We start from the raw sequence: 22,220 nt of genomic DNA on the forward strand, positions 1-22,220 counted from the left end.
CTAGAAATTTTTCTAGCTTATTGAGGAGATATCATTTAAGCATACTCATATTTGAGAGATCTAACGATTTTCCATTTAGTTGTTCGTTTGAATTAAACTCATCTAAGGTTTTTCTCGACTTAACTGTATCATCAACCCAAGCATCTATTAAACCAAAGAAAAAAGAAAATGTTTTTTTGATGATCTTTAAAACCACTTTCACTAATTCATAAGGCAATTTTAAAATACCTATGAAAAGATTTTTAACTCCACTTTTAGAACTATCTTTTTTAATACTTTTTATGGTTTTTATCCAAGCTAAAGCATAATATAAAATGAAAGCAGTTGCTATTAAGCCTATAAGTGTTTTTGTAAATATTTCATTCTTGCTTATAAACAAAATGCCTATATTAGTCAAAATCAATACAAGAAACACAATAAAAGTGATCTTTAATTTCATATTTACTGCTTTATCCATCTTTATTCCTTTCAATTATAACTTATTCATATTTTTAATAAAATTATACCATATTTTAATAAATTTTGCAAGTATTTTTGCTATAAAATGCCTATTTTTTAGTGGTTTTAACGGGGTTCTTTTTTTTATTTAACTTGGGAAAAGTCGCCAAAATCTTCATCGATTTAATTGTATTTTCACGCTACTTTGTTCGCATTGCTTTTAAGCATTAAACAATCAGAAGCCACGCACTTCCGATCATTTATTTTTGTAAAGTTTAAAAGTTTTTTTGTTTGTATTAAGCTAAGACTAAGCGTGGATCTTATAAAATAGTTGTAAGAAAGTTATTTTAAAAGATAGTCGATTAAATCGATTATCTTATTTACTGTCTCCAAAAAGAGAATCGTAAATTCGATTATTTCTCTAATCATAGCTACCCCCTTTCTAAACAATCGGAAGATTAGCCTTATTAGTGCTTAAATACAAGCTATATTATAGCAAATTTCATCAAAAAAGCCAAGTTTTTTTGCTATAAAATACCTATTTTTTAGGGGTTTGAAACGGATTTCTTTTTTATTTGACTTGGAAAAATGAATGAGAATTTGTAGTTTCATGTACTAACAAAGGCAAGGGGCTTCTCTGCCCCTGCGGTTTTGTTAGAAAAATACTTCAACTTTAAGCTTAAAAAACCTAAAATTTAGATATAATCTCACAAAACGCTTACTATGTCGTTTCATAGTTAGCCTTTGTTGTAATTTTCCGCTAGAGTTGCAGCTCTAAAGCGGATTTTTTATTATAGCGAATCTTGTTTTATTATAAATTTTTAAAAATGTCTATGTTTTAATTTATGAATTTATTTAAAATATCTACACATTCCTTGTAAAATTTACAATTTTGATAAAAATTGCTGTTTGAATTTAAATCAAATAGATCTTCTAATAGATAAGATATTTTTCCTTTTTTTAAACAATTTTTTATAAAATAGTCTCCTGAGATTATATTTTGATAATCTTCCTTGTCGAAGATATAACAAGTAGTATTACGCTGATTTTCATTATAAAAATTATATAATTCAAACAATCCTTTTTGCTCTTGATTCTCCATGATAAAATTGCCTATGTAAAAATCTTGATCAAATATGCTAAATAAATCTTTATTGTTTTTAACTATGATTTTTGTATATTCTGAATTATCATTGCAATGGATAATGTAAATTTGTTCATATTTTTTTGCCTCAGTGGTAAAACTTTCCATGTTTTTAGATTCTATAAAATTTCTGCTAAAAGGTTTTCCAAAATCTTCAAGCAACCACTTTTCCGAAATAAAAAAAGATTCGATAAAGTGACTTAAAAAATCAAAATTTGGATATTTTACAAGCAACATTATTCGATCAAGTTCTTCAAAGCTAATTTTTAATTTTTTAGCCGCAGTTAGAGAATTTAAATTGTATTCTTTTAAAATATAGCGAATCTTATCTATAAGCGTCCTGTGTGTGTCTGAAATTTCAATACTACTATTTTCATTTGCATATTTTAAAAATTTTCTATAAGCATTTGCTTGTGCTTCAAAAATTTCTTTAAGTCTGTGATTTTCTAACATTTGTTTTAACGCAATTTCTGTCGTTTTTGACATTCTACTTGGATCACTCCAAGCATCAATTGTTGTTTTAGAAACTCCTAAAATGTTTCCAAGTTCGCTTCTGTTTATTCTAAGCTCATTGCATACAATATCGTGCAACTTCATTTTTACTCCTTTAATAAAATAGTCTGTTAATTATATCATATAAAGTTAATAGATATATAAATGTATAAATAATTATATATAATACATAATATTTATATAAAAATTATGTATTTTGTATAATTAACATAAACTATATTTCACGGAATAAAGTTTGCATGTACATATAAATAATAGTTTTATCATCTGTATGGTAAATTAGAATAGGAAATTAAAAAGCATTCAAATCCAAAATAATGCAAACCAAAAGCCACGCCTCTTTCGGTTCAATGTTTTTTGTTGCAATTGTATTAAGCTAAGACTAAGCGTGGTTTATTTATAATTATTTCGGTTTTTTAAGTGAGATAATCAACGAGTTTGATTATCTCGTTAATTAATTCTAAGACAAGAACTAAAAACTCAATGATCTTACTCATCATGCCTCCTTCTTATAACCGAAAGAGTAGCCATACTTAATACGCTTTAATTGTAGTATTTTTAAATGAATTTTTATTATCTTGTATTGTTTTATTTTACAAAAATTTTGTTTTAGCCTATTATTAATTGTTTGCATGGTAAAATAAATATAACATATAATATTTATAATATCTAGTTTAGCCTCTTGTTAATTATTTATATGATAAAATAGACTTATCTTAAAAGCCTATTTTATCAATGTTTTCACTTTCAAATAGTGTTTTTAACCCATTCAGATTCAACTATCGAAAGAACTCTTGCGGTTTTGTAAATATTATCATGCGGATTTAGTATAGTTCTCACAGCGTAATACTGCTCGTTTTTTTACCTCCTCTTTTTCAACTACAACTATCGTATCAACTGATTCTTCTTGAAGTTTCAAAGGAATGTATAAAACTACCCTTTGCTTATAAGCTGCAGGAATAATCATCTTTTGAAGATTATAATTATCTTTGATGATTTTCAATTCACCATTAATAATGTGTCCTATGAACCTATCATTTAGTTTTTTCACAATTTCAGGTAATCGCTCTTTTCTCTCAAAAAGATGCAAATGATTTACTCTAAAATCTAATTTACTATCAAAAATGATTTCATTTTTGAATGTATCATAATCGCTTAAAGATTTAGGTATTTCTAAATCATCTAAAACTCTATCCCCATTAGAACAAAATTTTCTAAAAATATATCCTCCATTTTCCTGCTTTTCAAAGTATGCAAATATTGGAAAAACACCTGTGCTGTACAATCCTGTATTAAAGCATGCTTTTGTTTTGTCTTTATTGTAAGTAATAATATCAGGATAGCTTTTATTTTCGTAAATGAACTCAAAATATTTAAACAAGTAGGAAAATAAAATATTATTTCCGTTTCCCCAAAATTCTTTTTGAGCTATATTAGAAAGCTCTTGGAGTGTATTTAGAAAATTTGGAAAATAGGCAAATTGAAACAACAAAGGTTTCTCTTCAACTTTGTTTTGAATTTGATCACGATTTGAAGCCTTGTTTCTTGTGGTAGCTTTTTGAATATAAACTAAAGAAGGTTCGTTTTCATCTTTTTCAAGATCAAAGCCTGCTTCTATTAATGCCTTACTACAATTGATTTTTAAATCATATTTTCTTTTCAAATATTGACTGATATGTCCTGTAGTAACATGGTCAAATTTAGTTTTACTATCTTCATAGGCTTCTAAAATTAATTTTTCTATGTTTTTTTCCACGCTAAAAACCTAATTGTCCTTTCTTATAATCTTCTAAACCTTTCAATAGTCCAAAAAGTATGTCAGAATCAACCGCTCCTTCAATAGGAGTGCCTATTACTTTTCCTGTTGGAGTTAAAATATAAGTTGTTGCGAGTTAATTACAAATCAACTAAATAAAATACATATATTACAAGTTGTTTTCAAGCAATATGTAATTTTATTTCAATATGTGATACACATTAATACAACTTTACTTCAAGTATAGTTTATGTTTATGTAAATTTTTATTTCAACTTAACTACACTTTTACTACAACATAACTACAACTTGAGTGCAAAAAAACGCTACTTGATAAACTGCATTTTATTTTCAACTTAACTACAACTTAACTACAACATAATTACAACTTGAATTCAACTTTATTACACTTTCACTACACTTTAACTACAAAAATGTGAAAATTTGCATGTTTTTTGAAGTAAAAGTGTAGTTAATATGTAGTTAATATTATTTTTACTATAACTTGAGTGTAACTTTATTACAACTTGACTACAAAAAAGAGTTTGTTTAAAGTACTATTTTATAGGGTTTTTAATATTAATTTAATTTTTATTGTTGAAAAAAATATACTAAAAAGTGTAATAAAAAAATAAAATATCAATATTTAGGGCTTATTATGCTAAAATCCTTATTTTTAGGCTCTTTTGCTTTTTTAAAAAAAATGTAAAAAGTTGAGCCAATGGGCATAATGCAATAATATAGCCTAAATATAGGCGTTTAAATCTTATTGTTGTAGGCAAATTATGCTAATGTTTTACCGACATTTTGCGATTTGTAAAAAGCTTTTAAAATATCTATTTTGTAGGTTTTTAAGCATTATTGATAATCGAGTTATTGTGTAAGATTTTTGGCAAAAATAGACTTTAGAGCTAAAAACTACAAAATTTTCTTCATGGCGTGTATTTTTGATTGTGCTTGATTTATAGCGATAATATGAGAGCTAGGGCTTATTTTAGAAGTTCTTGCGAATTTTCAAAAATGCTTTGCAGTTTTGAAATGGACTGTGGTTTTTGTTTTGTGTTGCAATTTTTGTAGGTTTTTTTGTGTCTTTTTGATTGCAAGTGGATATCTTGAATGGATATAGTGTTTAAAATGACAGAATTAGCCCTTAAAAGGCTAAAATGATTTTTTTAATGGTTTTTATCGTTTTAGGGTTATTTTTTTGATTTTTGGGCGTTTTTTGAAAGAATATCGATTAGTGTTTCAAAATCTTGGATTTCTGATTTGGTGATTTTGAATTTGTCTTTGAGTGTTAGAAACTGATAGGCTGAAACTATATCAAGCTTTGGGTATTTGGCTTGTAAATCGATAATGCTCTCATGGTTTTTAACTCTTTTTAGTTTGGCAATAAAAGTGTTTTTTGTTTTTTTGATATAAGCCATAACAGCAGGTGTCATTTTGCTTTTGTTTTCATCTGTTTTGCCATAGATTGAGAGTATGAATGCTAGACAGCTAGTTATATTGACAAATAATTTGTCGTTTTTCTCTTTGTGGATTATTTTGTTTAGGTATATTTTGGTAAACCAAGTTTCTATGGCTTTGTGCATTTTGTTTTTTCGCTTGGGCGTGTATTAGTTTTAGACATAAGTTTTCTCCTGTGGTTTTAGTGCTTTATGAAATTGTACCGTATTTTTATTTAACTTGGGTATGAAATGAGTATTTTTATATATCAGGGAAAGTTTATGCTAGAAATATGTTTAAAAAATGGCAAAGATAGGGAGAGAATGAGAGAAAGAATGAGGTGATAAATAAGGCAATAAATAAGGCAATAAATGAGGGAAAGAATGAGTATAAAGGCTATAAGGATTTGTGTTAAGGATAGCGTTAAGATGAGATTTGAATGCGTAGAATGCAAGATAGGGAGGAATGGGAGATGGGGTATAAAGGGGGTGATAAATGAGGTGATAAAGGGCGAGAAGAAGACTTTTCTATTTAAGGGGATGAAACGGTTTAGGTTAGGTATAAAAATGGCAATATTATTAACGAAGTTAATGTATGGTAGGTATAAAATTTTTTAACACCCTTTTTTTGAGAAAAATAAATTTCATTCTAAAAATACTATAAATCTCCAATTTATAGGCATTCTTTGCTTTAGGGTAGGTATAAAAATGCCCTTGCTAAAGGCTAGACTTTTTAATACTTAATTAAAACTATTTTTTGTCTTTTCGTGGGTTTGGATTTGGAGTATTTTTTAGTTGAAAAATTTACAAAAAATTTAGAGTAAAGATAGATAAAAAAAACAAAAAAATAAATCAAAATAAATATAGTTTTGCTGTAATTTTCTCTTTGAATTTTTGCTCGTGAAAAGTACAAGATAATTTTTTTATTTTTTTAATCATATAAAAAACAATATTTTTTATATGAAAATTCACAGAAAAAAAAGATAAAATTTTAATACTAATTTTAATTAATTTTATTTTAAGTCTAAAATATATAGAGATAAAAGTGGTATAAAAAATACACTATTTAAAAAATACTTATTTTTTTACTTGTTTTTAATTGATTTTTATATCTAAAATATTTTTCTCATAAAAACATGATTACTCGTTTATATAGATAGACTTTTCAAGCTTTCTTTCCATTTCTTTTTTCTTTTTTTCAATTGCTTCATCAAATCCTTTAAGCACTGAAAATGGAGCAAACTATGCCGCTCTTTTTTCTAATGGCATAAGAGGATATTTTGTAGATTTTTTGTATTTAATATTAATAATATCATCGTGGTTATTAGGCATTGTGTCCTCCTATTTGCGAATTAATTTTTAAGCCATTTTCAAGACTCGAGGCTTTAAAAATAGATTTTTTTCCATATTTGTGAACAATCGCGAGTCTAGCTTTTTGTAATTTCTCTTCTTTTATAAAATTTTTATTTTCCTTCTGTTCTAAGTCAGTAAAAAGACTGGGTTCTTTAATTTTTTTTATCGTGTCATTTTTTACAACATTATTAAGAGTAAGACTTATTTTTCTAATTAAAAAATCAGCATTAACTATTAAATCAAACAATTCTAAGCCTTTATTGCAAATAGCTTCCAAGGAAGAGGTATGGTAATCCAAATTGATTGTTGAATGTGCATTTTTTGGAATAGATCTTCCATAGGAATCTTTGCTCATTGGACCATTGTAGCTTTGTACCTTTTCTAAGCTTTCTTTATCATATTGTACATCTAAAACGATTTGATTGCATGTTAAATTTTGCTCAATTAGCTCAAGAACCATATGATCGACGATTTCTTTAAGCATATCTCTAGCTTTTTTAAAACTATAAGGCTTAGGCAAAACCTTAGCCATTACCTTAGAGATATGTTTGCTTTTATATTCTTTAATAGCTTGCATTGTAAAGCTTTCAAACCCCCAAGCATGATCGATTAATAACTCAGCATTTACTCCAAAAATTTGATAAAGTTTATCCTCGTTATTAAGAGAGTATCTTGCTAAATCTCCCATATTGTTAATGCCTATGCTTTTTAGTTTTGTTGCATATCCTTTGCCTATACGCCAAAAATCATTTATGGGCGTGTGTTGCCATAATTTTCTTCTATAAAGCATTTCATCCAAATACCCTATGCAAAGTCCATCTTTATTAGTATTTTGTTTTTTGGCTAATATATCCATTGCAATTTTTGCTAAGTAAAGATTTGTTCCTATTCCCGCAGTTGCTGTTATTTGAGTTGTTTTTAAAATTTCAAATAATATGTTTTCAATGAGTTTGCCAGCAGATAGCTTATAATGTTTGATATAAGGAGTTAAATCAATAAATACTTCATCAATGGAGTAAATATGAATGTCTTTTGGATCAAAATACTTTAAATAAATACTGTAGATTTTAGGACTATAGTCTATATATGTTGACATCCTAGGTTTTGCGACAATGTAATCAAGCTCTAAATTGGGATTATTTATTAGTTCAAGATGATTGTATGATTTTGCACTGAAATATTTAGCAATTTTTAAGCGCTCGTAATTGATTGTTTTTACTTTTTGTATTAGTTCAAATAGTCTTAATCTGCCTGATATATTATAAGATCTTAATGCGGGAGATACCGCAAGACATATTGTTTTTTCAGTTCTACTTTCATCCGCAACTACAAGATTGGTATTTAGAGGATCTAATTTTCTTAAAATGCATTCAACAGAAGCATAAAATGACTTAAGATCTATAACTGCATATTTTTGCGTATTATCCATATTTTTACATTTGTATATAATAATTATTTTTTAATTGTATAAAAAGAATTTTAATAGACTAAGATTGTTAATTTTTAGTTCTTGTTTTGGAATTAATCAATAAAACAATCAAGCTTGTAGATTTTTTCATCTAAAAATTTTATCAAAAACCATGCCTTGTTTAAAATTACATAGTATTAAAAGAGGTTATTCAATATTATGCTTTTATATATTTAAATCGAGCGAGCAAAGTATACGAAAAGATTTATATCAAGTTTAATTTTAAATGATAAAATTTAAGCTGAAATAATGATAAAGTTTTTTGAAAATGCTGATTGTAATAAAAAGTTACATTAATATAGGCAAATGAAATTTTCTGCTATTTTTTTTAATAATAATTGCTATTGATAAAATAAAAATCTGCCTTATTTTATACATGGAAAAATCTCAAAATCTTTATTACTCCTTTCATTTTTCGCTATTTAAAAAAATGGAACTGTTATAATAAGGATCTTGCTTTTTATATAAATCATAAACCAAAATACCAATAAATTAAAAAAAGAAAGAGAAAATTAGTTGAAAAACAAATCGAGAATTAATTTTTAAAAAGGCAGGAGAAACAATGAAAAAACTTAGAAAAATATAGAAAAGAAATATTTAAAGATGAAACTTCTGCTTGCAGCATTACATAGCATTATGTCAAAAGATATAAAGGAATAAAATGAACGAAGTGCAATTTGACAGCTGGAACGAACGAAAAAAGAGCTTAAACAAAGTAAAATTAATCAGAAAAGTTAGTGTAAAAAAAGATTTATTGGCTTAGCATTGGTTTAAATATCGGTGCTGAAGTTTAAGGTAAAAATGAGTTTTTTACGCGTCCTGTTTTGGTAATAAATAGTTTTTATAATGGCACATTTTTAGGCGCACCTTTAAGTTCTAAGACTAAAAACAAAAAAAGGCTTTTTATTTCACAAATTTAAGGACAATAAAGGCACTTTACAAGTTGCACTTTTAGGACAAATGAGAGTTTTTGATACTAAAAGGATAAAAACTTACATAGGAAAAATCAATGACAAAGATTTTGAAATGATTAAAAATAAATAATAAGCCCTGCACTAAGACAGGGAAACTCAAAAAATGAGCCAAATCCTTTCATTTCTGAAAAGTAATGAAAAAATTATTACTAAAAAATATTAATCTAAAATAAAGGATTAGCATGACGGAAGAGAAAGAAAATATTATTAAAGAAGTTTGTAAAGAGCTAAACATTACTCAAACTGAATTAGGAAGACAATTAGATGTCTCTGCTTCTACAATAAATACTTGGGCTAGTGGTAAAATTCTAACTTAGTGGATTATATTCTACTGAAGAAATGGGCGTTGGAATGACTGAAACTAGCAATATTGTTATCGACATTGAAGCTTGCCAAAACAATACTCAGGAAAACAAAAAGAAAGTTGATTTCTCACAAAACTTTTCACAATCAAACGCTACAACTTTTAGCGAAGATGAAAGACAAGTTTTGTTATCTTTGGGACTCGAAGTGAAAAATGAAGATGGTTATTATTGGATTGTAAGAAATACCTATGGTTTAAATGAAAAAATCAAGCAATTAGGTTATAGATTTCACCCTGAGAAAAAACATGGTGGAAGCAAATTGGAAATGTAGCCTAAGAACGCACATGAAAATATGTTATAATTTAGGAGTTAGTATGCAAGGATATGCCATGAAAAAAGAAATTACAACTCAATGAGAGCTTTAAAGCATTATTGGAAAGTATTTTTTCAGATACTAATCAAGCTAAAAAGCTCATTCAAGCTTTTGAAGAATTTGCTAATGATAGAGCAACAACGCAAAGGCTTAATTTTGGGAATTTAAAGCAAGAAGCCATTGAGCAAATAAGAAATGAGTTGGTTAGCAAGGATTTATTCCAATCTGAGACTAAAGGACTTGAAGCTGAAATCAAACGAATGGAAAGTTCCTTACAAAGTGAAATCAAACTATCAATAAGTTCATTAAAACAACAAGGAATCTATTGGCTTATAGGAGCTTGTGTTGTTAGCATTGCCACTATAATTTCAAGTGTTTGGGCAATAATGGACTTTATGGTAAAACATTTAAAATAATACTCTCACACTAGAAACAATCTAGTGTAACTTAACCCTAAGGTGGGATAGTTTTATTCCACTAGGGATATTAATATCCCTTGACTTTTAGCATTTTTTGTTATAAGATAAGGAGAAAAAAGAAAGATTTTTTCAAAAAAATAGTAATATTTGCAAAAATACCCACAAAAGCAATCTTAAGATTTATGGAGTCTATCGGCATAGGATTGTTTGTAAATACAGGCGATAGTAGAGCTTTTATTATTTTAATTGAAAGTTTGCTAATTTTAACGGTAGTTGCATTATCATCAATCTTTCTTAAAGATTGAACTTTTTTGAAAAAAGGAGAAAAAATGGATGGTTATAATATAGCTATTTTAATTGGTGCTATCACTCTCGTTTTTGGCATATTGGTTTTAGTAGCTCATTATCTCAATGATAAACACACTAACGAAAGTGAAAACTAAAAACCTTATTGTCTTAGAAATGATTTAAAGATAGACAAAATTAAATCAAAAATTGTAGGCTGTAAAATAAACATTAAAGCAGCAAGAATAATTACATATGTTCTAACTTCTCTTTTAAAACTATCTAGTTTGTTTTCAAGCTTATCAAGTTTAGCACATACTGAATCTTCAGGCTTATCAAGTTTAGTACCTATTGAATATTCAAGCTTATCAAATCTAGTATTCAAAAGATCTATAGTTGGTAATTTAGAAATGGCTTCTTTAAATTCTCTAAAAGATTTGTCTTTTATTTCTTGAGAATTTATTTGGCTTTCTTTAGTAAATTCGTTAAGAGCTTTAATGAAATTTTCTTCAGTTTGATCTTTAAAATAGATAGAAAATAAAGCTTTTACACCTTCTGAAATATAATAATTTTTCATATTTATACAACCTTTTTTTAATTATAACATAGCAAATTTAAAAATGCAGTTTTTATAAAAATAAATAGAAATTTGTTTTGATTATATTTTACTCAATATTTTTTATTACATCTATAGTTAGTGAATATAATTAATAATTTTTATAAGGGTGTTTTCTGCTTCTTTGTTTTTATTCTTCTTTTTAAAAGCTACATCACAACACTTTATACTCTAAGCTTTTTAAAAGTACTCAAATAAGATTATCATAATAAATAATAAAAAATCAATTTCTTATTATTTTCATTTTATTTTTTTCTTTTTTGTTATAATTTATATGTTAAAATAATATATTACAAAGGAAACAATATGGATTTATCTCATTCATTAGGACAATATATTATTTTAGCTTTTGCAATAGCCGTAGCCATATTTGTTACATTTTATGACTTTGATAAAAAAGATCATCAACATAATATAAAAAAATAATATCCTTAATATTTATAAAAATTAAAAAAGATTTTAAGTCATTCTAAAAATAAAAATTTATACTATTTTTTAAAGGATTTGCTATGCAAAAAAATATACAAGATTATATTATTGATGTTCATTCTTGCGATCCCCATTCATCAAATGCTTATAAACAAGATTTATTCGATGTTTTAAATGAAGATTTTACCAAAGAATATGAATTCATAGATAGTCCTACTTTAGATGATATAGTAAAACACAAACAAAGTGATGAAGTTTTTAAAGTGTTTTATAAAAAAGATGATAAAATAAGATTGCTTAGAGTTAGTAATATGCAAGCTTTAAATCGTTTTGATAAACTTAAAGGTGCAATGACAAAAATAATTTTAGATAGTGGTTTTAAACCTGATAAATAAAAAGGATTAATATGTGTAAAGATCGAGAATATATAGAGCAAAGAAAGGTTTTATGGGAAAAAAGTTTTGAAGCCTTTAAAGATGATAAAGTGTATCAAAAAGAACAGCTTGAACTTGCAGAAGCAGGAATTAATGATGGCTTAGAGGAGGATTAATTATATAATTAGCCATATATTTATATTAGTTTTTTTTAAAAAACCGTTTTTACTATTCTTTAATCTTTTATATTGTATTTTGATTGTCTTATTTATGTAATTTTATATATAAAAAAAGTTTTTTCCAATTTTACAACAAAATCCTTTATGGTATAATAAAAATAAAAATTATATAAGAAAGGATACAAATGGCTATAAAAATTGAAATTAGCGGATTTGATAAGGATTTTTTACCTGTTTTTGAGAGTTTAGCTAAAAGCTTATCTAAAAAGCCTATTTTATCAATGTTTTTTCTTATTTTTTGAGCAAAAACTTACGCATACCCTTTTTTCATTTTTTGTTTCTTTAACCTCTCAAAAAAAATTTGTGCCTCATTAAAACTTGGAAATACATTATTTTTTCTTCCTGTGCAACTTTTAAAACGCACATTTCCGTAAACTCTCTCAACAATATATTCCTCAAATAGAGTTGCAATAATTTCTATGCTATAATAGCGAATGTTTCCTTTCTCAGTTATTCTGTGCAACAAAACATTATTCATAAAAAAACCTAATTAAAAATTATTTATTTTATTCAAAAAATCATTTTTAAACATTTTTTCTATAGCAAGCTTAATCATTTGATTAATTTTCTCATTTTCTTTATTTGTATTAGAAATTTCATCTTTGTAAGTAGGAGTCATCATTTCTATCATTTTTAATGTTTTTTCATCAAATAATACTCTTTTTGGAATTAATATTTCATTTTTTTGAATATTTTCATTATTTATTGTATTTTTTTCCATTTTTATCCTTTATTTGTTAAAATATATAAATTATACCATAATATTAATAAAAAATTGTATAAATAGACAAATAATGCAAAAATATAAATATATTTATGGTATAATTTAAAATATATAACATAATCTTATATCAAAATAAGCCTATTAAAATATATATTTTGATATTAACACAAGCAAATAAATATAACATAATGTTAAATTATGTTATAAAAAAAAGGATATAAATAAAATGAAACTTAAAAATACTACAATAAGCGAAGATTTAGAGCGTTGGATAGAAGCTTATTTGAAACATATTCAAGCATTATCCTATTCAAATAATACTTTTTTACTTTATAGGCGTATTTTACTAGAATTTGTAGAATATTCTTTAGATTATCAAGATGAAATGCAAATAAACGATATAAAAACGACTTTTTTAGTCAATTTTCTTAATTATTTAGAAAATAATTCAAAAAATGGCAATAAACTATCAAAAAAAACAAAAATAACTTATTTGAGAGTATTAACTAGCTTTTTTTCTTTTATAAGCGATAATAATGATGATTTGTTTGTTTTTTCCTTTGATATGAAGAAAATTAGATTTAGAACAGAAAAATCAGAAGAAAAATTAAATTATCTTAATGAAAATGAAATTATAAGGCTAAATAATGTTTTAGAGAAAGAAAAAGCAAAAAAAGAAGTTTATAATAGTTTTAGAAACTCTTTACTGATAAAACTTATGCTTTATGGAGGACTTAGAATTTCTGAAGCTTTAAATGTAAAACTTTGTGATTTTGAAGAGGTTGATGATGAAATATTAAAAATATCCATAATAGGCAAGGGCGGTAAAGAACAATTTGCATTTATTAAAAAAGAAGAAGTAGATGATGAGCTTGAATATTTTAAAGAAAATATCCAAGATAGTGATTACATAATGCAAACTAGCACAGGAAAACATTTAAATAGAAGTAATGCTTTTTTGATTGTAAATAATATTTATGCTAAAGCTTTGATCAGCAAAAAAGGACTTCATTTGCTTAGACACACTTTAGCCATGAGATTAACAGCCAAAGGAACAAACCTTGTGGTCATACAAAAAATTCTAAGACATGCAAATCTAAATACTACTACTATATATGCCAAAGCAACAAATGATACAATAAAAGCTGCGTTATTGAATAATTAATTTTTCTATAATAGACTTCTTTTTGAAGTCTATGCTGTGAATCTTTCTAATAAAAGTTTAGGTTCTCCGCCAAGTATTTTGATGAAATTTGCAATTCTTGATTGTATCATTTCTACGGAATACATACCTCCTAAACCGCCTAAAGCATAAAATAATTCTTCGAAAATGTCTTCTTTGTTAAATTCAAGTTCTTCTATATCAATAAGATCAGGAGTTTGGCTACCTTTTTGTAATTCTTGATATATTTCAACCAAAATATTAATTCTTTCTGGATTATTTTTAGTTTTTAGATAAGAATTTAAGTGTATGATTAGGGTTTTTATGAGTTTTTCTCTATTTTTTTTATTTTCAAGAAAACTCAAGAGGACTGTGATTTATAGTTAAAATAACCAAAAGAACATACTTGAAAAATTAATAATACAAAAAACATATACTTTTTAAAAAATAAAATTTTTCAAATATAGAAAATCAATAGAAGAAGGGAAGTTTAGTTAAAAAGTTTGTTGGGTAAGCCACAAGGAGAAACTCACCCCCAAAGGGGCAAGGCTAATAAGCCTTGACAGTAATTATACAAATTAGTATAATTATAAGTATGAGTCGTGTCATATAGTTCACCCCCTTTCTAGGGTGTGATTATGCCACAGGGTTGCAGCCTTGTGGCAAAACCCTTAATGTAATTATACCAAACAAATTCTTTAACTTCTGAAACAATTTATGAAAGATTTTTGTATAAGTTTTAATATTTTAATGAAAATTTAGGTGTAAGCTATAAACAAGAAGCCTTTCGAGCTAGCTAAGAATACTTGGCTTTAGTTAGGAACCTCCTACTTCTAAGCGTTAGCGAAAGTAGGAGTAATTCACAGTTTTCATTGTTTTAAAATTTTTCTCTTTGTTATTAATAGATAATTTCGATATATCATACCTATTCCAAAAAATAAGCTCTAAAGGGCGATGTAAAAAATGATAAGCTAAGCTTGTAAAAATAATCAAAGCTATAAGCACACCACAAGGTATATAAAATCTTTTAAGTTTGTAGAAGGGTTTATTCATTGTTTATCCTTTATTACTCTGCTTTAAGTTCTCCACCTCTAACCACAAGTCCATTAGAGTCTATAGTTACTTCAACTCCACCTGCTTTAATGATAACACAATCAGGTTTTGCATTAATAATTGTTTCTCCTACCTGTATAGTCGCTTCGCTATCGGCTTTTAACTCATGAATAGTTTTTGCGTAAGTTGTGATATTATCAGCTACCATGCTTGTATTTTTATCACTTTCAAATCCTATGGATTCATTACTTGTAAAAAGAATATTGTCTTTGCTTTTATAATCCATCTCTTTCTCGCTTAATACTTGCATTTTATCGCTGATATTAATATCATAATGCCCCTCAACCACTTCCTTTTTATTTCCCTTCACATTCCTTATCTCATCTTTATGGATAATAGTGTTTTGATTAGCACCTATTTCTATATCTTTGTTTTCTCCTACAAACTCATGAGAGTTTTTAGCCACTCTTACTTTATTATCTACTCCTACATTTAAGGTATTGCTTAATCCTACTATGGTATCTTTAGATAAGCCTACATTAGTTAAGTATTCTCCTCCTACATTGACATTTTTAGCTAAGTCTATGGTTTGAGTATGAACCTTTTTAATCCTTTCATTATAAATTCCATCCACTATAGAATCTTTATCATTTAAGATTCTTTGAGTGAAATTATGTTGTACTAATTCATCATAATCCTTTTGGGCTTTTAAATAAATTTGTTCTTTATCTTTTATATTTGAGAGGGTAAGTTCATTATAACCTTCTTCATTAACACCTATGGTTTTAGAAGAAAGAGAAGTTTGATGATCATTAAAAGGAAGATTTACTAAACTTGGATTAGCCCCATTATACAAACTAGAGCTCACATAAGGTTTATCTATATCATCATCTAAAAAAGAAATAATCACTTCATCTCCTATTCTTGGAGTATGAAAAAAACCTGAATGATTGCTTGCTATACTAGAAGCTACTCTTAAAAAAGGAGTGTGATGGTAAGATTTGTAAGTATTGCTTGATAAATTAGAAGAATTTGTATCTATATCATTTGTAATAAAAGTATTATTATCTAATTCTTCTTGATTGGCATAAAGATTAATCCTTACCTTAACCCTTCCATGCTCATCAGTATAAATAGTATTTCTCTCACTTTCTATATCCTTACTCTCTCCTATAACAATACCTTGAGTGCTATTAGGAGCTTTAGGTTTAGCTTTAAAACTTGGAGTAAAGATAATATTCTTTTTTAATAAAGTTAAAGTATTAGAATAAGATTTACTTAAATTTAAATCTTTTAAATTTAAATGATCATTAGTATTAATAGAATTAGCTAAGATGGCATCATCAATTAAGATTTGAGTATTAGCAATAATAATAAAGTCTTTAAGCAAAGAAGCTTTATCTTGTTTTTCTTCATCTTGATTTTTTATTTCTTCTTGATGATTAAACTCCTTATAATTTAAAGTGATAAAATCTCCTAAGCTAAGATGATAAATATTACTTTTTGCTAGTAAGCTTTCATTTAATACTAAGGCTCTTTTTTCTTTAAGAGAAGGCTTAGTCTTTAAATCAATGCTTTTTGTAAAAGAATATTCACTCTCATAAAAATGTTCATTATAATAAGCTTTGTTATTAAGTTCTTGTTCATAAGGAACTTTACTAGAGTGTAAAGATAAAAGATTTAAAGGAGTGTTAGCATTAATACTAGAATGTGTAAAAGAATTAGTTCTTAAACTTTGCTCTTTATAAATAGAAGAAATACAAGCTTGATTTAAAATATTATTAACATTAGGATTATACTCAATTTCTTTATTTTTTACATTTTTATATACATCACAAAAATAAATAGTGTTCTCATCTTCATAAAAAAAGATTCCATTATTATGGCTTAATCTTGTAATAAAGTCTAAATCACTTTCATTGTATTGAGAGATGAGTTCTTGTTCTTCATAATTAAAATGTATATTAGAATAATCAATTTCTTTATGTAAGATATCTTGATAAAAACCAAGGGTTTGTTTAATCACTTCTATAATATTAGTATGAGTATAAATACGATTGGCTTTATTTAAAGAAAGTCTTATCAAAACTGATTGAAGCTTAAAAGAAAAAAAATGCTTGTATTTTATTTGCTTAGTATTTGAAGCGCTATCATTAATATTTAAAGCACTTTCATGATTAATACCTAGATATTTTATATAAGTGATAATTCCCTTATAGTTTATTACTTTATTGTTATCAAAGTTTAAGGTATTATTCTCATAAGGATTATGGATACTTAAAATAGCTTCTTGATCGATTAAAACATTAGGATGAAAATTAAAAGTTGTAGGGGTGCTTAGATGAGATGAAGCATTGGTTAAAGTATTTAAAGAAAATAAATCTTGTTCTAAACTTTCAAAAAAGCCTTCACATTCTATAGAAAAAAGCTCTTCAAGACTTTCTTTGATAAGGGCTTTAGTGATTTTAAAGGGTAGGGGATTTGAAGTAGAATTTGATATATCAAGACTCATATAAGAATTAAGGGACATTGAAGATCCTTTTGGGTTTGTTGATGATTAATAGCCATAAGCTTATGTGATTTATTTTAGCATAAAGTGGGTAAAATAAAGTTTATTTTAGGGTATGGTTTATGGGTGAAGAGAGATTGTGATTTTTTTAAACATATTTTTGTGTTAGCTTATTCACATAGTTTCATATATACTATTGTATATTTTTTTTGCGTATTACCTAAAATTTTTGCCCAACCAAGTTTGGCAGTATTTTCTTCTCCTAACACAAACTTCATTTCTGAAGAATAGTTGATTTTAAGATATAAATCAACACAAAATTCATTATTTGTTAAAAACATTATACTATTTTTTAAATCATCGTGTTTGGTTCCATTGGGCATAAATTTAACCGCTTCTTGATATGAAATATCCTTTATATAGATCGCTATTTTGTTTTGATAAGAGATAAATTTATCGCCTAATATGAAATTATTTCCTAAAATATTGTTCTTTATTCCTAAGTTATTTTTTTGCGAATTTGAAATTAAAATTTGATGGGGTAAATTTTCAATAATTGATAATTTATCCTTAAGTTTAAAATTGACTTGTAAAACTCTTTCAATGTGTGTTTTAGGTCGTCTTAAACTTAGTAGTAAAGGTGCAAATGGTAAATATTTTTTTGCAATATCGTATTCTTTAATTCCCAACATGCTAAATAAAATTTTTGAAATAGAATCTTTAAAATTTTCATTAAAAGATCGTGGATAATTTTTTAAGCTTATTACATCAAAAAATATCCAAAGCAAATAATGATTAAAGAAATCAAAGAATAGAGTCCAACCTTGATCGCCATCTTCATTTCTTGACAGTTTATCTAGCATAAATGAAGGAAGTTGTGAAGAGACTCCATGTAGCCCCATGAAATTTATAAACAATTCTATAACTGATTGTTCGTGTTCTGAAAAAATGATTTTTTCTATATCTTTATTTGGATGTTTTAAACTTTTATTTGTTCTTAAAAATATATTCTTTCTTCCATAGTCTTTTTCTAATTTTTTTATTAATTTAAAAAAACTATATGAAGTAAGATTATTCATATTAAAGCTTTTTTTCCAAAAGAAGCAGGGTAATGTAAAATTTCTTTTGAGTCAAGGCATCTTATTTTTAACTCACAAAAGGAGTTAATACTAGCAAAAGAAGCTAAAAATTTAGATATAATCAATCCCAATAAATATACCTCGCCTAAAGTGTAAAACTTCGAATCTTTAATACTAAAAATAGCTAAGGTCCCTTTTTTTGTGATATTTTCATCTATTAAATAAGTGCTTTTACTTTGAATATCGATTATAGATTCTTGCAAAAGCTTATAAATCTTCCAATTTGATTGATTATCTAAAAAGCTATAGCTTTCCAACACACCAAAAAAAGCTTTTTTGCTCAATATTGTTTGATATGAAAAAGATAACACAGAAACAAGCTTCCATAATAAATTACCATCAACACTACATCTTCTTGTTTCGCTTGGAATTTCCACATTTTTGGTATCGACACCTTTTAGATCGCAGGTATTAATATCACCTATTTTTAATTTTGAAGGTAAATCTCCATTGGAGCACAAAAGATCAATACTTATAGTTTCATCCATTATATAAGAGGAAAAGAAAGAAATTTCGCTAAATACCTCTCCTTTGGAATTCTTTTTAGTATTTACGCTATAAAAATCCTTTTGATTATCTTTTAAAAATTCAAAGCGTTCAAAACTTTTATAGTTTTTTAATAACCTTTTGCCGCCTTCACTATTATGTGCTTTAACCTGTAGTGTCTGTATGATTTCGTAAGCTTTAGGTTGGCTTCTATCCACAAAAATTCTATAACTATCTTTTTTGTGATTATTTATAAGAGGTTCTGCACTTTTTGTAAAGATATTGATAATAGGTGTCATGCTTAAAGAAAGTAATTCTTTTCTAAAAATACAATTTGCAGGAAATGGTTTAGAGAATTTAAATTCAATATTAATTGTCTTTCCTTGACAATTATTTAAAATATCCAAACCATTGATTCTTAAAAAATTAAATTTATGTGGCATGAAAAAATATTCTCTTAGTAAGGAAAATGCTTCAAAACCTAAATCATTATAAGATAAACTACTTTCATCTGGATTCAATCCTATTTTTTCAATATTATAGGTATTAAGAAAAAATTCTTCATCAGTATCTAAACTTTGAATTTTTAATTCTTTTAAATAAGAATGCATGTATAATAATAAAGTACTAGACATATAGGTATCATTGCCTAGATATAAATTAATTTTTTCCAAACCCAAATCACATATTTTTGTTTCTGCCTTATTGACTTGCAAAGTTAAATTGAAAGTATAATCTTGATTTTTACTAGATATAAAAACTTCGCTGATGGAGATAGAATAAAGATAAACATCATATACTGTTTTAAATTCACAAACACATTTGTCTATTGGTTTTGATTTAATAAGAGTTCCTTTGGGAATAATTAAATTATTTTCTTTACTATTTTGTTCAAATTTAAATTCTTGCATACATAAAGAAGGTAAAGGATTTGTATAATTTGGAGAAACAATATTAATCAAAGATTCTGCAATGTGTGGTATATTTTCATCAAGCTCTTGATGGATTTTAGAGCTTAAAATAGCTAAATTTTCAATAATTCTTTCTATATCAGGATCTTTGCTATCATATGCTAAAAATGGTGTTAACTTTGGATAATTTTTTATAAAATACTCTCTTTTTTCATATAGATATTCAAGCTCTTTTTGATAATAAAAAATATTATCCTTCATTTAACCTCGCAATATCTATTGTTTTTAAAGATGATTTCTATATTGAATTCTTTAAAACGATCATCCTGAAAAAAACATTTTACAATAAAAGAAAGTTGCCAAGGACTTAAATTGTTATCATAAGTGATAGAAACTACACATATTCTTTTTTCATAGTTATCAATTAGTTTTCTTATTTCCTTAGCCATTGATACGCATAATTCATTAGAGTTAAGATTAATATCAGCCATATTAGGCATTCCTAAGTTTTTTACAGCATAACAATCATTAATTTTTGCATTGAGCAAAACCTTTATATTGTTTTTTACATCTTCAAAATCATTTTGATAGAATGGAATATGAATGTTTTGCTCGTCTAAATTATGGATCAGTTTATCTAGCAGGGACATTATTATTCTTTATCTAATTTTCCTACTAAAGAAAGTTCAAAATTACCACCCATATATTTAAAATGAGGTCGGACGCTTAGTCCTATTTTATACCATCCTGGCTCTCCTGGTATATCATCAACTTTCACTTGTGCTGCTCTAAATGGACGACGACTTCTTACTTCAGAAGGTGGATTTTCTTGATCGGAAATATATTGTCTAATCCATTCATTAAGTCCATTTTCAATATCGCTTCTTTCTTTCCAGCTCCCTATTTCTTCTCGTTGTAAAACCTTTAAATAGTGCGCCAATCTTGAAATTAAAAAGATATATGGAAGTTGAGTTCCTAATCTGTAATTTGTTTCAGCTTCTTTACCTTCTGGGGTATTTTGAAATAATTTTGGTTTTAACGGAGAATTTGCTGAAAAAAATGCTGCATTATTACTATCTCTTCTTAATGTTAAAGTTATAAAACCTGCTTCAGCAAGTTCATACTCTCTTCTATCTGTAATCAAAACTTCTGTAGGTATTTTTGATTGTATAGTTCCAAAATTTTCATAAAGATAAGTAGGCAGATCCTTAACAGTCCCTCCACTTTTTGGTCCTATAATATTTCCACACCATCTATATTTAGCAAAGCTTTCTGTTAATCTTGTACAAAAAGTATACGAAGAATTAGCCCACAATAAATGATTATGCGAAGCATGAACATTTTCTTTATAGTTAAAGCTTTTAATAGGGTTTTCTTCAGGATCATAAGGGCTTCTTGCTAAAAATCTTGTCACTAGTAAGCCTGTATATTTAGAGTCTTCATTTTCTCTAAAAGTTCTCCATCTTGTATATTGAGGACCTTCTAGCAAACCTTGCAAATCTTGAATATTCGCAAGTTCAGAATAATTATCAAGCCCAAAAAATTTTGGTCCAAAAGATGTTAAAAAGGGAGAATGACTCATAGCCGCAATACTAGCCATTTTATTTAAAAAAGTCATATCAGGACTTGCTGATCCAAGTTGATAATCTCCAATGATTGCTCCTACAGGCTCTCCTCCAAATTGTCCATATTCTGAAGAATATATATTTTTATAAACAACGCTTTGTGTTATATCTGGATTGTTTTCAAAATCCTCTAAAGCTTCTTCTTTTCTTATATCAAATAGGTCAATTTTTATATTTTCATTAAAATCAGTTCTTTCAACTAGAAATCTAAGTCCACGCCAAGTAGATTCAAGTTTTTGAAATTCTTCATTATGTAAAACTTCATCCATTTGTTTTGAGAGTAAATAATCAATATGGGCTATCATTTCATCAAGTGCAAATTTATTGATTTTTTCTTCAGCATTGTCGCTTTTTACAATTTCTGAAATAAATTCAGCAACACCTCTTTTAGCAATACTATAACTTTCATCGGTTTTAGAGTATTTGCTTTTCTCCATAATTTGTTCAATAATTGGCATATCAACTGCTTTAGTATTTGCCATC

General features: G+C 26.5%; 21 protein-coding genes and 1 pseudogene. 7 read left to right on the top strand and 15 right to left on the bottom strand.

The window, feature by feature from the left end; translation table 11 throughout:
• Nucleotides 1-31 precede the first annotated feature (31 nt).
• From FBE87_RS08965 to FBE87_RS08985, 5 genes and pseudogenes are all read right to left on the bottom strand, one after another.
• Nucleotides 32-457 carry a hypothetical protein gene (locus tag FBE87_RS08965; RefSeq protein WP_052781572.1) on the bottom strand — a complete coding sequence of 142 codons (426 nt, stop codon included), beginning with the start codon at nt 455-457 and terminating at the stop codon, nt 32-34.
• 819 nt (nt 458-1,276) lie between these two features.
• Entirely contained in the window at nt 1,277-2,179 is a 903-nt protein-coding gene (locus FBE87_RS08970; RefSeq protein WP_052781571.1) for a hypothetical protein, read from the bottom strand.
• Nucleotides 2,180-2,842: 663 nt separating this feature from the next.
• Nucleotides 2,843-3,851 (bottom strand): annotated as a pseudogene (locus tag FBE87_RS08975) (DUF3825 domain-containing protein).
• 1,196 nt (nt 3,852-5,047) lie between these two features.
• Nucleotides 5,048-5,440 (bottom strand): hypothetical protein, encoded by a 393-nt coding sequence (locus tag FBE87_RS08980; protein WP_100626300.1) that lies wholly within the window; start codon nt 5,438-5,440, stop codon nt 5,048-5,050.
• A 1,177-nt stretch (nt 5,441-6,617) separates the two neighbouring features.
• The gene (locus FBE87_RS08985; protein WP_100626301.1) at nt 6,618-8,075 is read right to left on the bottom strand and encodes a DNA methylase; all 1,458 of its coding nucleotides are present in this window, start codon (nt 8,073-8,075) and stop codon (nt 6,618-6,620) included.
• Between the two features lie 1,195 nt (nt 8,076-9,270).
• Between FBE87_RS08985 and FBE87_RS08990 the strand changes: the two genes are divergently transcribed.
• The 4 genes from FBE87_RS08990 (at nt 9,271) to FBE87_RS09340 (ending at nt 10,490) form a co-directional block, all read left to right on the top strand.
• Nucleotides 9,271-9,405: a helix-turn-helix transcriptional regulator gene (locus FBE87_RS08990; protein WP_002779683.1), complete on the top strand. Its 135-nt coding sequence runs from the start codon at nt 9,271-9,273 to the stop codon at nt 9,403-9,405.
• Between the two features lie 34 nt (nt 9,406-9,439).
• Nucleotides 9,440-9,724, top strand: a complete 285-nt coding sequence (locus FBE87_RS08995; protein ID WP_002779684.1) for a hypothetical protein — start codon at nt 9,440-9,442, stop codon at nt 9,722-9,724.
• A gap of 101 nt (nt 9,725-9,825) precedes the next feature.
• A complete protein-coding gene (locus FBE87_RS09000; protein WP_052786867.1) occupies nt 9,826-10,182 on the top strand; it encodes a hypothetical protein in 357 nt (118 codons plus the stop codon).
• A 185-nt stretch (nt 10,183-10,367) separates the two neighbouring features.
• Nucleotides 10,368-10,490: a hypothetical protein gene (locus FBE87_RS09340; protein WP_257070186.1), complete on the top strand. Its 123-nt coding sequence runs from the start codon at nt 10,368-10,370 to the stop codon at nt 10,488-10,490.
• Between the two features lie 143 nt (nt 10,491-10,633).
• On the opposite strand, the gene FBE87_RS09005 is transcribed toward FBE87_RS09340, so the two are convergent.
• On the bottom strand, nt 10,634-11,047 hold the full coding sequence (locus FBE87_RS09005; RefSeq protein ID WP_100626302.1) for a hypothetical protein: 414 nt from the start codon (nt 11,045-11,047) through the stop codon (nt 10,634-10,636).
• A gap of 548 nt (nt 11,048-11,595) precedes the next feature.
• Between FBE87_RS09005 and FBE87_RS09010 the strand changes: the two genes are divergently transcribed.
• Nucleotides 11,596-11,910, top strand: coding sequence for a hypothetical protein (locus FBE87_RS09010; RefSeq protein WP_002790365.1), 315 nt, complete (start codon nt 11,596-11,598; stop codon nt 11,908-11,910).
• Between the two features lie 11 nt (nt 11,911-11,921).
• Complete coding sequence (locus tag FBE87_RS09015) at nt 11,922-12,065, top strand: hypothetical protein (RefSeq protein WP_002788998.1); 144 nt, start codon at nt 11,922-11,924, stop codon at nt 12,063-12,065.
• Between the two features lie 313 nt (nt 12,066-12,378).
• On the opposite strand, the gene FBE87_RS09020 is transcribed toward FBE87_RS09015, so the two are convergent.
• Nucleotides 12,379-12,606: a WGR domain-containing protein gene (locus tag FBE87_RS09020; protein ID WP_052781567.1), complete on the bottom strand. Its 228-nt coding sequence runs from the start codon at nt 12,604-12,606 to the stop codon at nt 12,379-12,381.
• 12 nt (nt 12,607-12,618) lie between these two features.
• Entirely contained in the window at nt 12,619-12,849 is a 231-nt protein-coding gene (locus FBE87_RS09025; protein ID WP_100626303.1) for a mobilization protein, read from the bottom strand.
• Nucleotides 12,850-13,078: 229 nt separating this feature from the next.
• Here FBE87_RS09025 and FBE87_RS09030 point away from each other — a divergent pair, with 229 nt between their 5' ends.
• A complete protein-coding gene (locus FBE87_RS09030) occupies nt 13,079-14,017 on the top strand; it encodes a tyrosine-type recombinase/integrase (RefSeq protein WP_002779695.1) in 939 nt (312 codons plus the stop codon).
• Between the two features lie 29 nt (nt 14,018-14,046).
• Here FBE87_RS09030 and FBE87_RS09035 read toward each other — a convergent pair whose 3' ends face one another.
• The 7 genes from FBE87_RS09035 to tssC form a co-directional block, all read right to left on the bottom strand.
• On the bottom strand, nt 14,047-14,379 hold the full coding sequence (locus FBE87_RS09035) for a hypothetical protein (protein WP_210417507.1): 333 nt from the start codon (nt 14,377-14,379) through the stop codon (nt 14,047-14,049).
• A 475-nt stretch (nt 14,380-14,854) separates the two neighbouring features.
• Nucleotides 14,855-15,067 (bottom strand): hypothetical protein, encoded by a 213-nt coding sequence (locus FBE87_RS09040; RefSeq protein ID WP_168977254.1) that lies wholly within the window; start codon nt 15,065-15,067, stop codon nt 14,855-14,857.
• 13 nt (nt 15,068-15,080) lie between these two features.
• The gene (locus FBE87_RS09045) at nt 15,081-17,597 is read right to left on the bottom strand and encodes a contractile injection system protein, VgrG/Pvc8 family (protein WP_052799498.1); all 2,517 of its coding nucleotides are present in this window, start codon (nt 17,595-17,597) and stop codon (nt 15,081-15,083) included.
• A 149-nt stretch (nt 17,598-17,746) separates the two neighbouring features.
• The gene (gene tssG / locus FBE87_RS09050) at nt 17,747-18,655 is read right to left on the bottom strand and encodes a type VI secretion system baseplate subunit TssG (RefSeq protein WP_002779653.1); all 909 of its coding nucleotides are present in this window, start codon (nt 18,653-18,655) and stop codon (nt 17,747-17,749) included.
• On the bottom strand, nt 18,652-20,373 hold the full coding sequence (gene tssF, locus FBE87_RS09055) for a type VI secretion system baseplate subunit TssF (RefSeq protein WP_002779654.1): 1,722 nt from the start codon (nt 20,371-20,373) through the stop codon (nt 18,652-18,654). The genes tssG and tssF overlap by 4 nt, the downstream gene beginning before the upstream one ends.
• On the bottom strand, nt 20,370-20,762 hold the full coding sequence (gene tssE, locus FBE87_RS09060) for a type VI secretion system baseplate subunit TssE (RefSeq protein ID WP_002779655.1): 393 nt from the start codon (nt 20,760-20,762) through the stop codon (nt 20,370-20,372). The genes tssF and tssE overlap by 4 nt, the downstream gene beginning before the upstream one ends.
• Before the next feature lie 2 nt (nt 20,763-20,764).
• Nucleotides 20,765-22,219 (bottom strand): type VI secretion system contractile sheath large subunit, encoded by a 1,455-nt coding sequence (gene tssC, locus FBE87_RS09065; RefSeq protein WP_100626355.1) that lies wholly within the window; start codon nt 22,217-22,219, stop codon nt 20,765-20,767.
• Between the last annotated feature and the right edge of the window lies 1 nt (nt 22,220).

Origin of the sequence: Campylobacter sp. CFSAN093246 (genome assembly GCF_012889415.1) — a bacterium.
GTDB lineage: Bacteria > Campylobacterota > Campylobacteria > Campylobacterales > Campylobacteraceae > Campylobacter_D > Campylobacter_D jejuni.

Bases quoted from the DNA above. Each gene is read 5' to 3' on its own strand.
- FBE87_RS08965 (WP_052781572.1), bottom strand. From the start codon at position 457: ATGGATAAAGCAGTAAATATGAAATTAAAGATCACTTTTATTGTGTTT.
- FBE87_RS08970 (WP_052781571.1), bottom strand. From the start codon at position 2,179: ATGAAGTTGCACGATATTGTATGCAATGAGCTTAGAATAAACAGAAGC.
- FBE87_RS08980 (WP_100626300.1), bottom strand. From the start codon at position 5,440: ATGCACAAAGCCATAGAAACTTGGTTTACCAAAATATACCTAAACAAA.
- FBE87_RS08985 (WP_100626301.1), bottom strand. From the start codon at position 8,075: ATGGATAATACGCAAAAATATGCAGTTATAGATCTTAAGTCATTTTAT.
- FBE87_RS08990 (WP_002779683.1), top strand. From the start codon at position 9,271: ATGACGGAAGAGAAAGAAAATATTATTAAAGAAGTTTGTAAAGAGCTA.
- FBE87_RS08995 (WP_002779684.1), top strand. From the start codon at position 9,440: ATGACTGAAACTAGCAATATTGTTATCGACATTGAAGCTTGCCAAAAC.
- FBE87_RS09340 (WP_257070186.1), top strand. From the start codon at position 10,368: ATGGAGTCTATCGGCATAGGATTGTTTGTAAATACAGGCGATAGTAGA.
- FBE87_RS09005 (WP_100626302.1), bottom strand. From the start codon at position 11,047: ATGAAAAATTATTATATTTCAGAAGGTGTAAAAGCTTTATTTTCTATC.
- FBE87_RS09010 (WP_002790365.1), top strand. From the start codon at position 11,596: ATGCAAAAAAATATACAAGATTATATTATTGATGTTCATTCTTGCGAT.
- FBE87_RS09015 (WP_002788998.1), top strand. From the start codon at position 11,922: ATGTGTAAAGATCGAGAATATATAGAGCAAAGAAAGGTTTTATGGGAA.
- FBE87_RS09020 (WP_052781567.1), bottom strand. From the start codon at position 12,606: ATGAATAATGTTTTGTTGCACAGAATAACTGAGAAAGGAAACATTCGC.
- FBE87_RS09025 (WP_100626303.1), bottom strand. From the start codon at position 12,849: ATGGAAAAAAATACAATAAATAATGAAAATATTCAAAAAAATGAAATA.
- FBE87_RS09030 (WP_002779695.1), top strand. From the start codon at position 13,079: ATGAAACTTAAAAATACTACAATAAGCGAAGATTTAGAGCGTTGGATA.
- FBE87_RS09040 (WP_168977254.1), bottom strand. From the start codon at position 15,067: ATGAATAAACCCTTCTACAAACTTAAAAGATTTTATATACCTTGTGGT.
- FBE87_RS09045 (WP_052799498.1), bottom strand. From the start codon at position 17,597: ATGTCCCTTAATTCTTATATGAGTCTTGATATATCAAATTCTACTTCA.
- tssG (WP_002779653.1), bottom strand. From the start codon at position 18,655: ATGAATAATCTTACTTCATATAGTTTTTTTAAATTAATAAAAAAATTA.
- tssF (WP_002779654.1), bottom strand. From the start codon at position 20,373: ATGAAGGATAATATTTTTTATTATCAAAAAGAGCTTGAATATCTATAT.
- tssE (WP_002779655.1), bottom strand. From the start codon at position 20,762: ATGTCCCTGCTAGATAAACTGATCCATAATTTAGACGAGCAAAACATT.
- tssC (WP_100626355.1), bottom strand. From the start codon at position 22,219: ATGGCAAATACTAAAGCAGTTGATATGCCAATTATTGAACAAATTATG.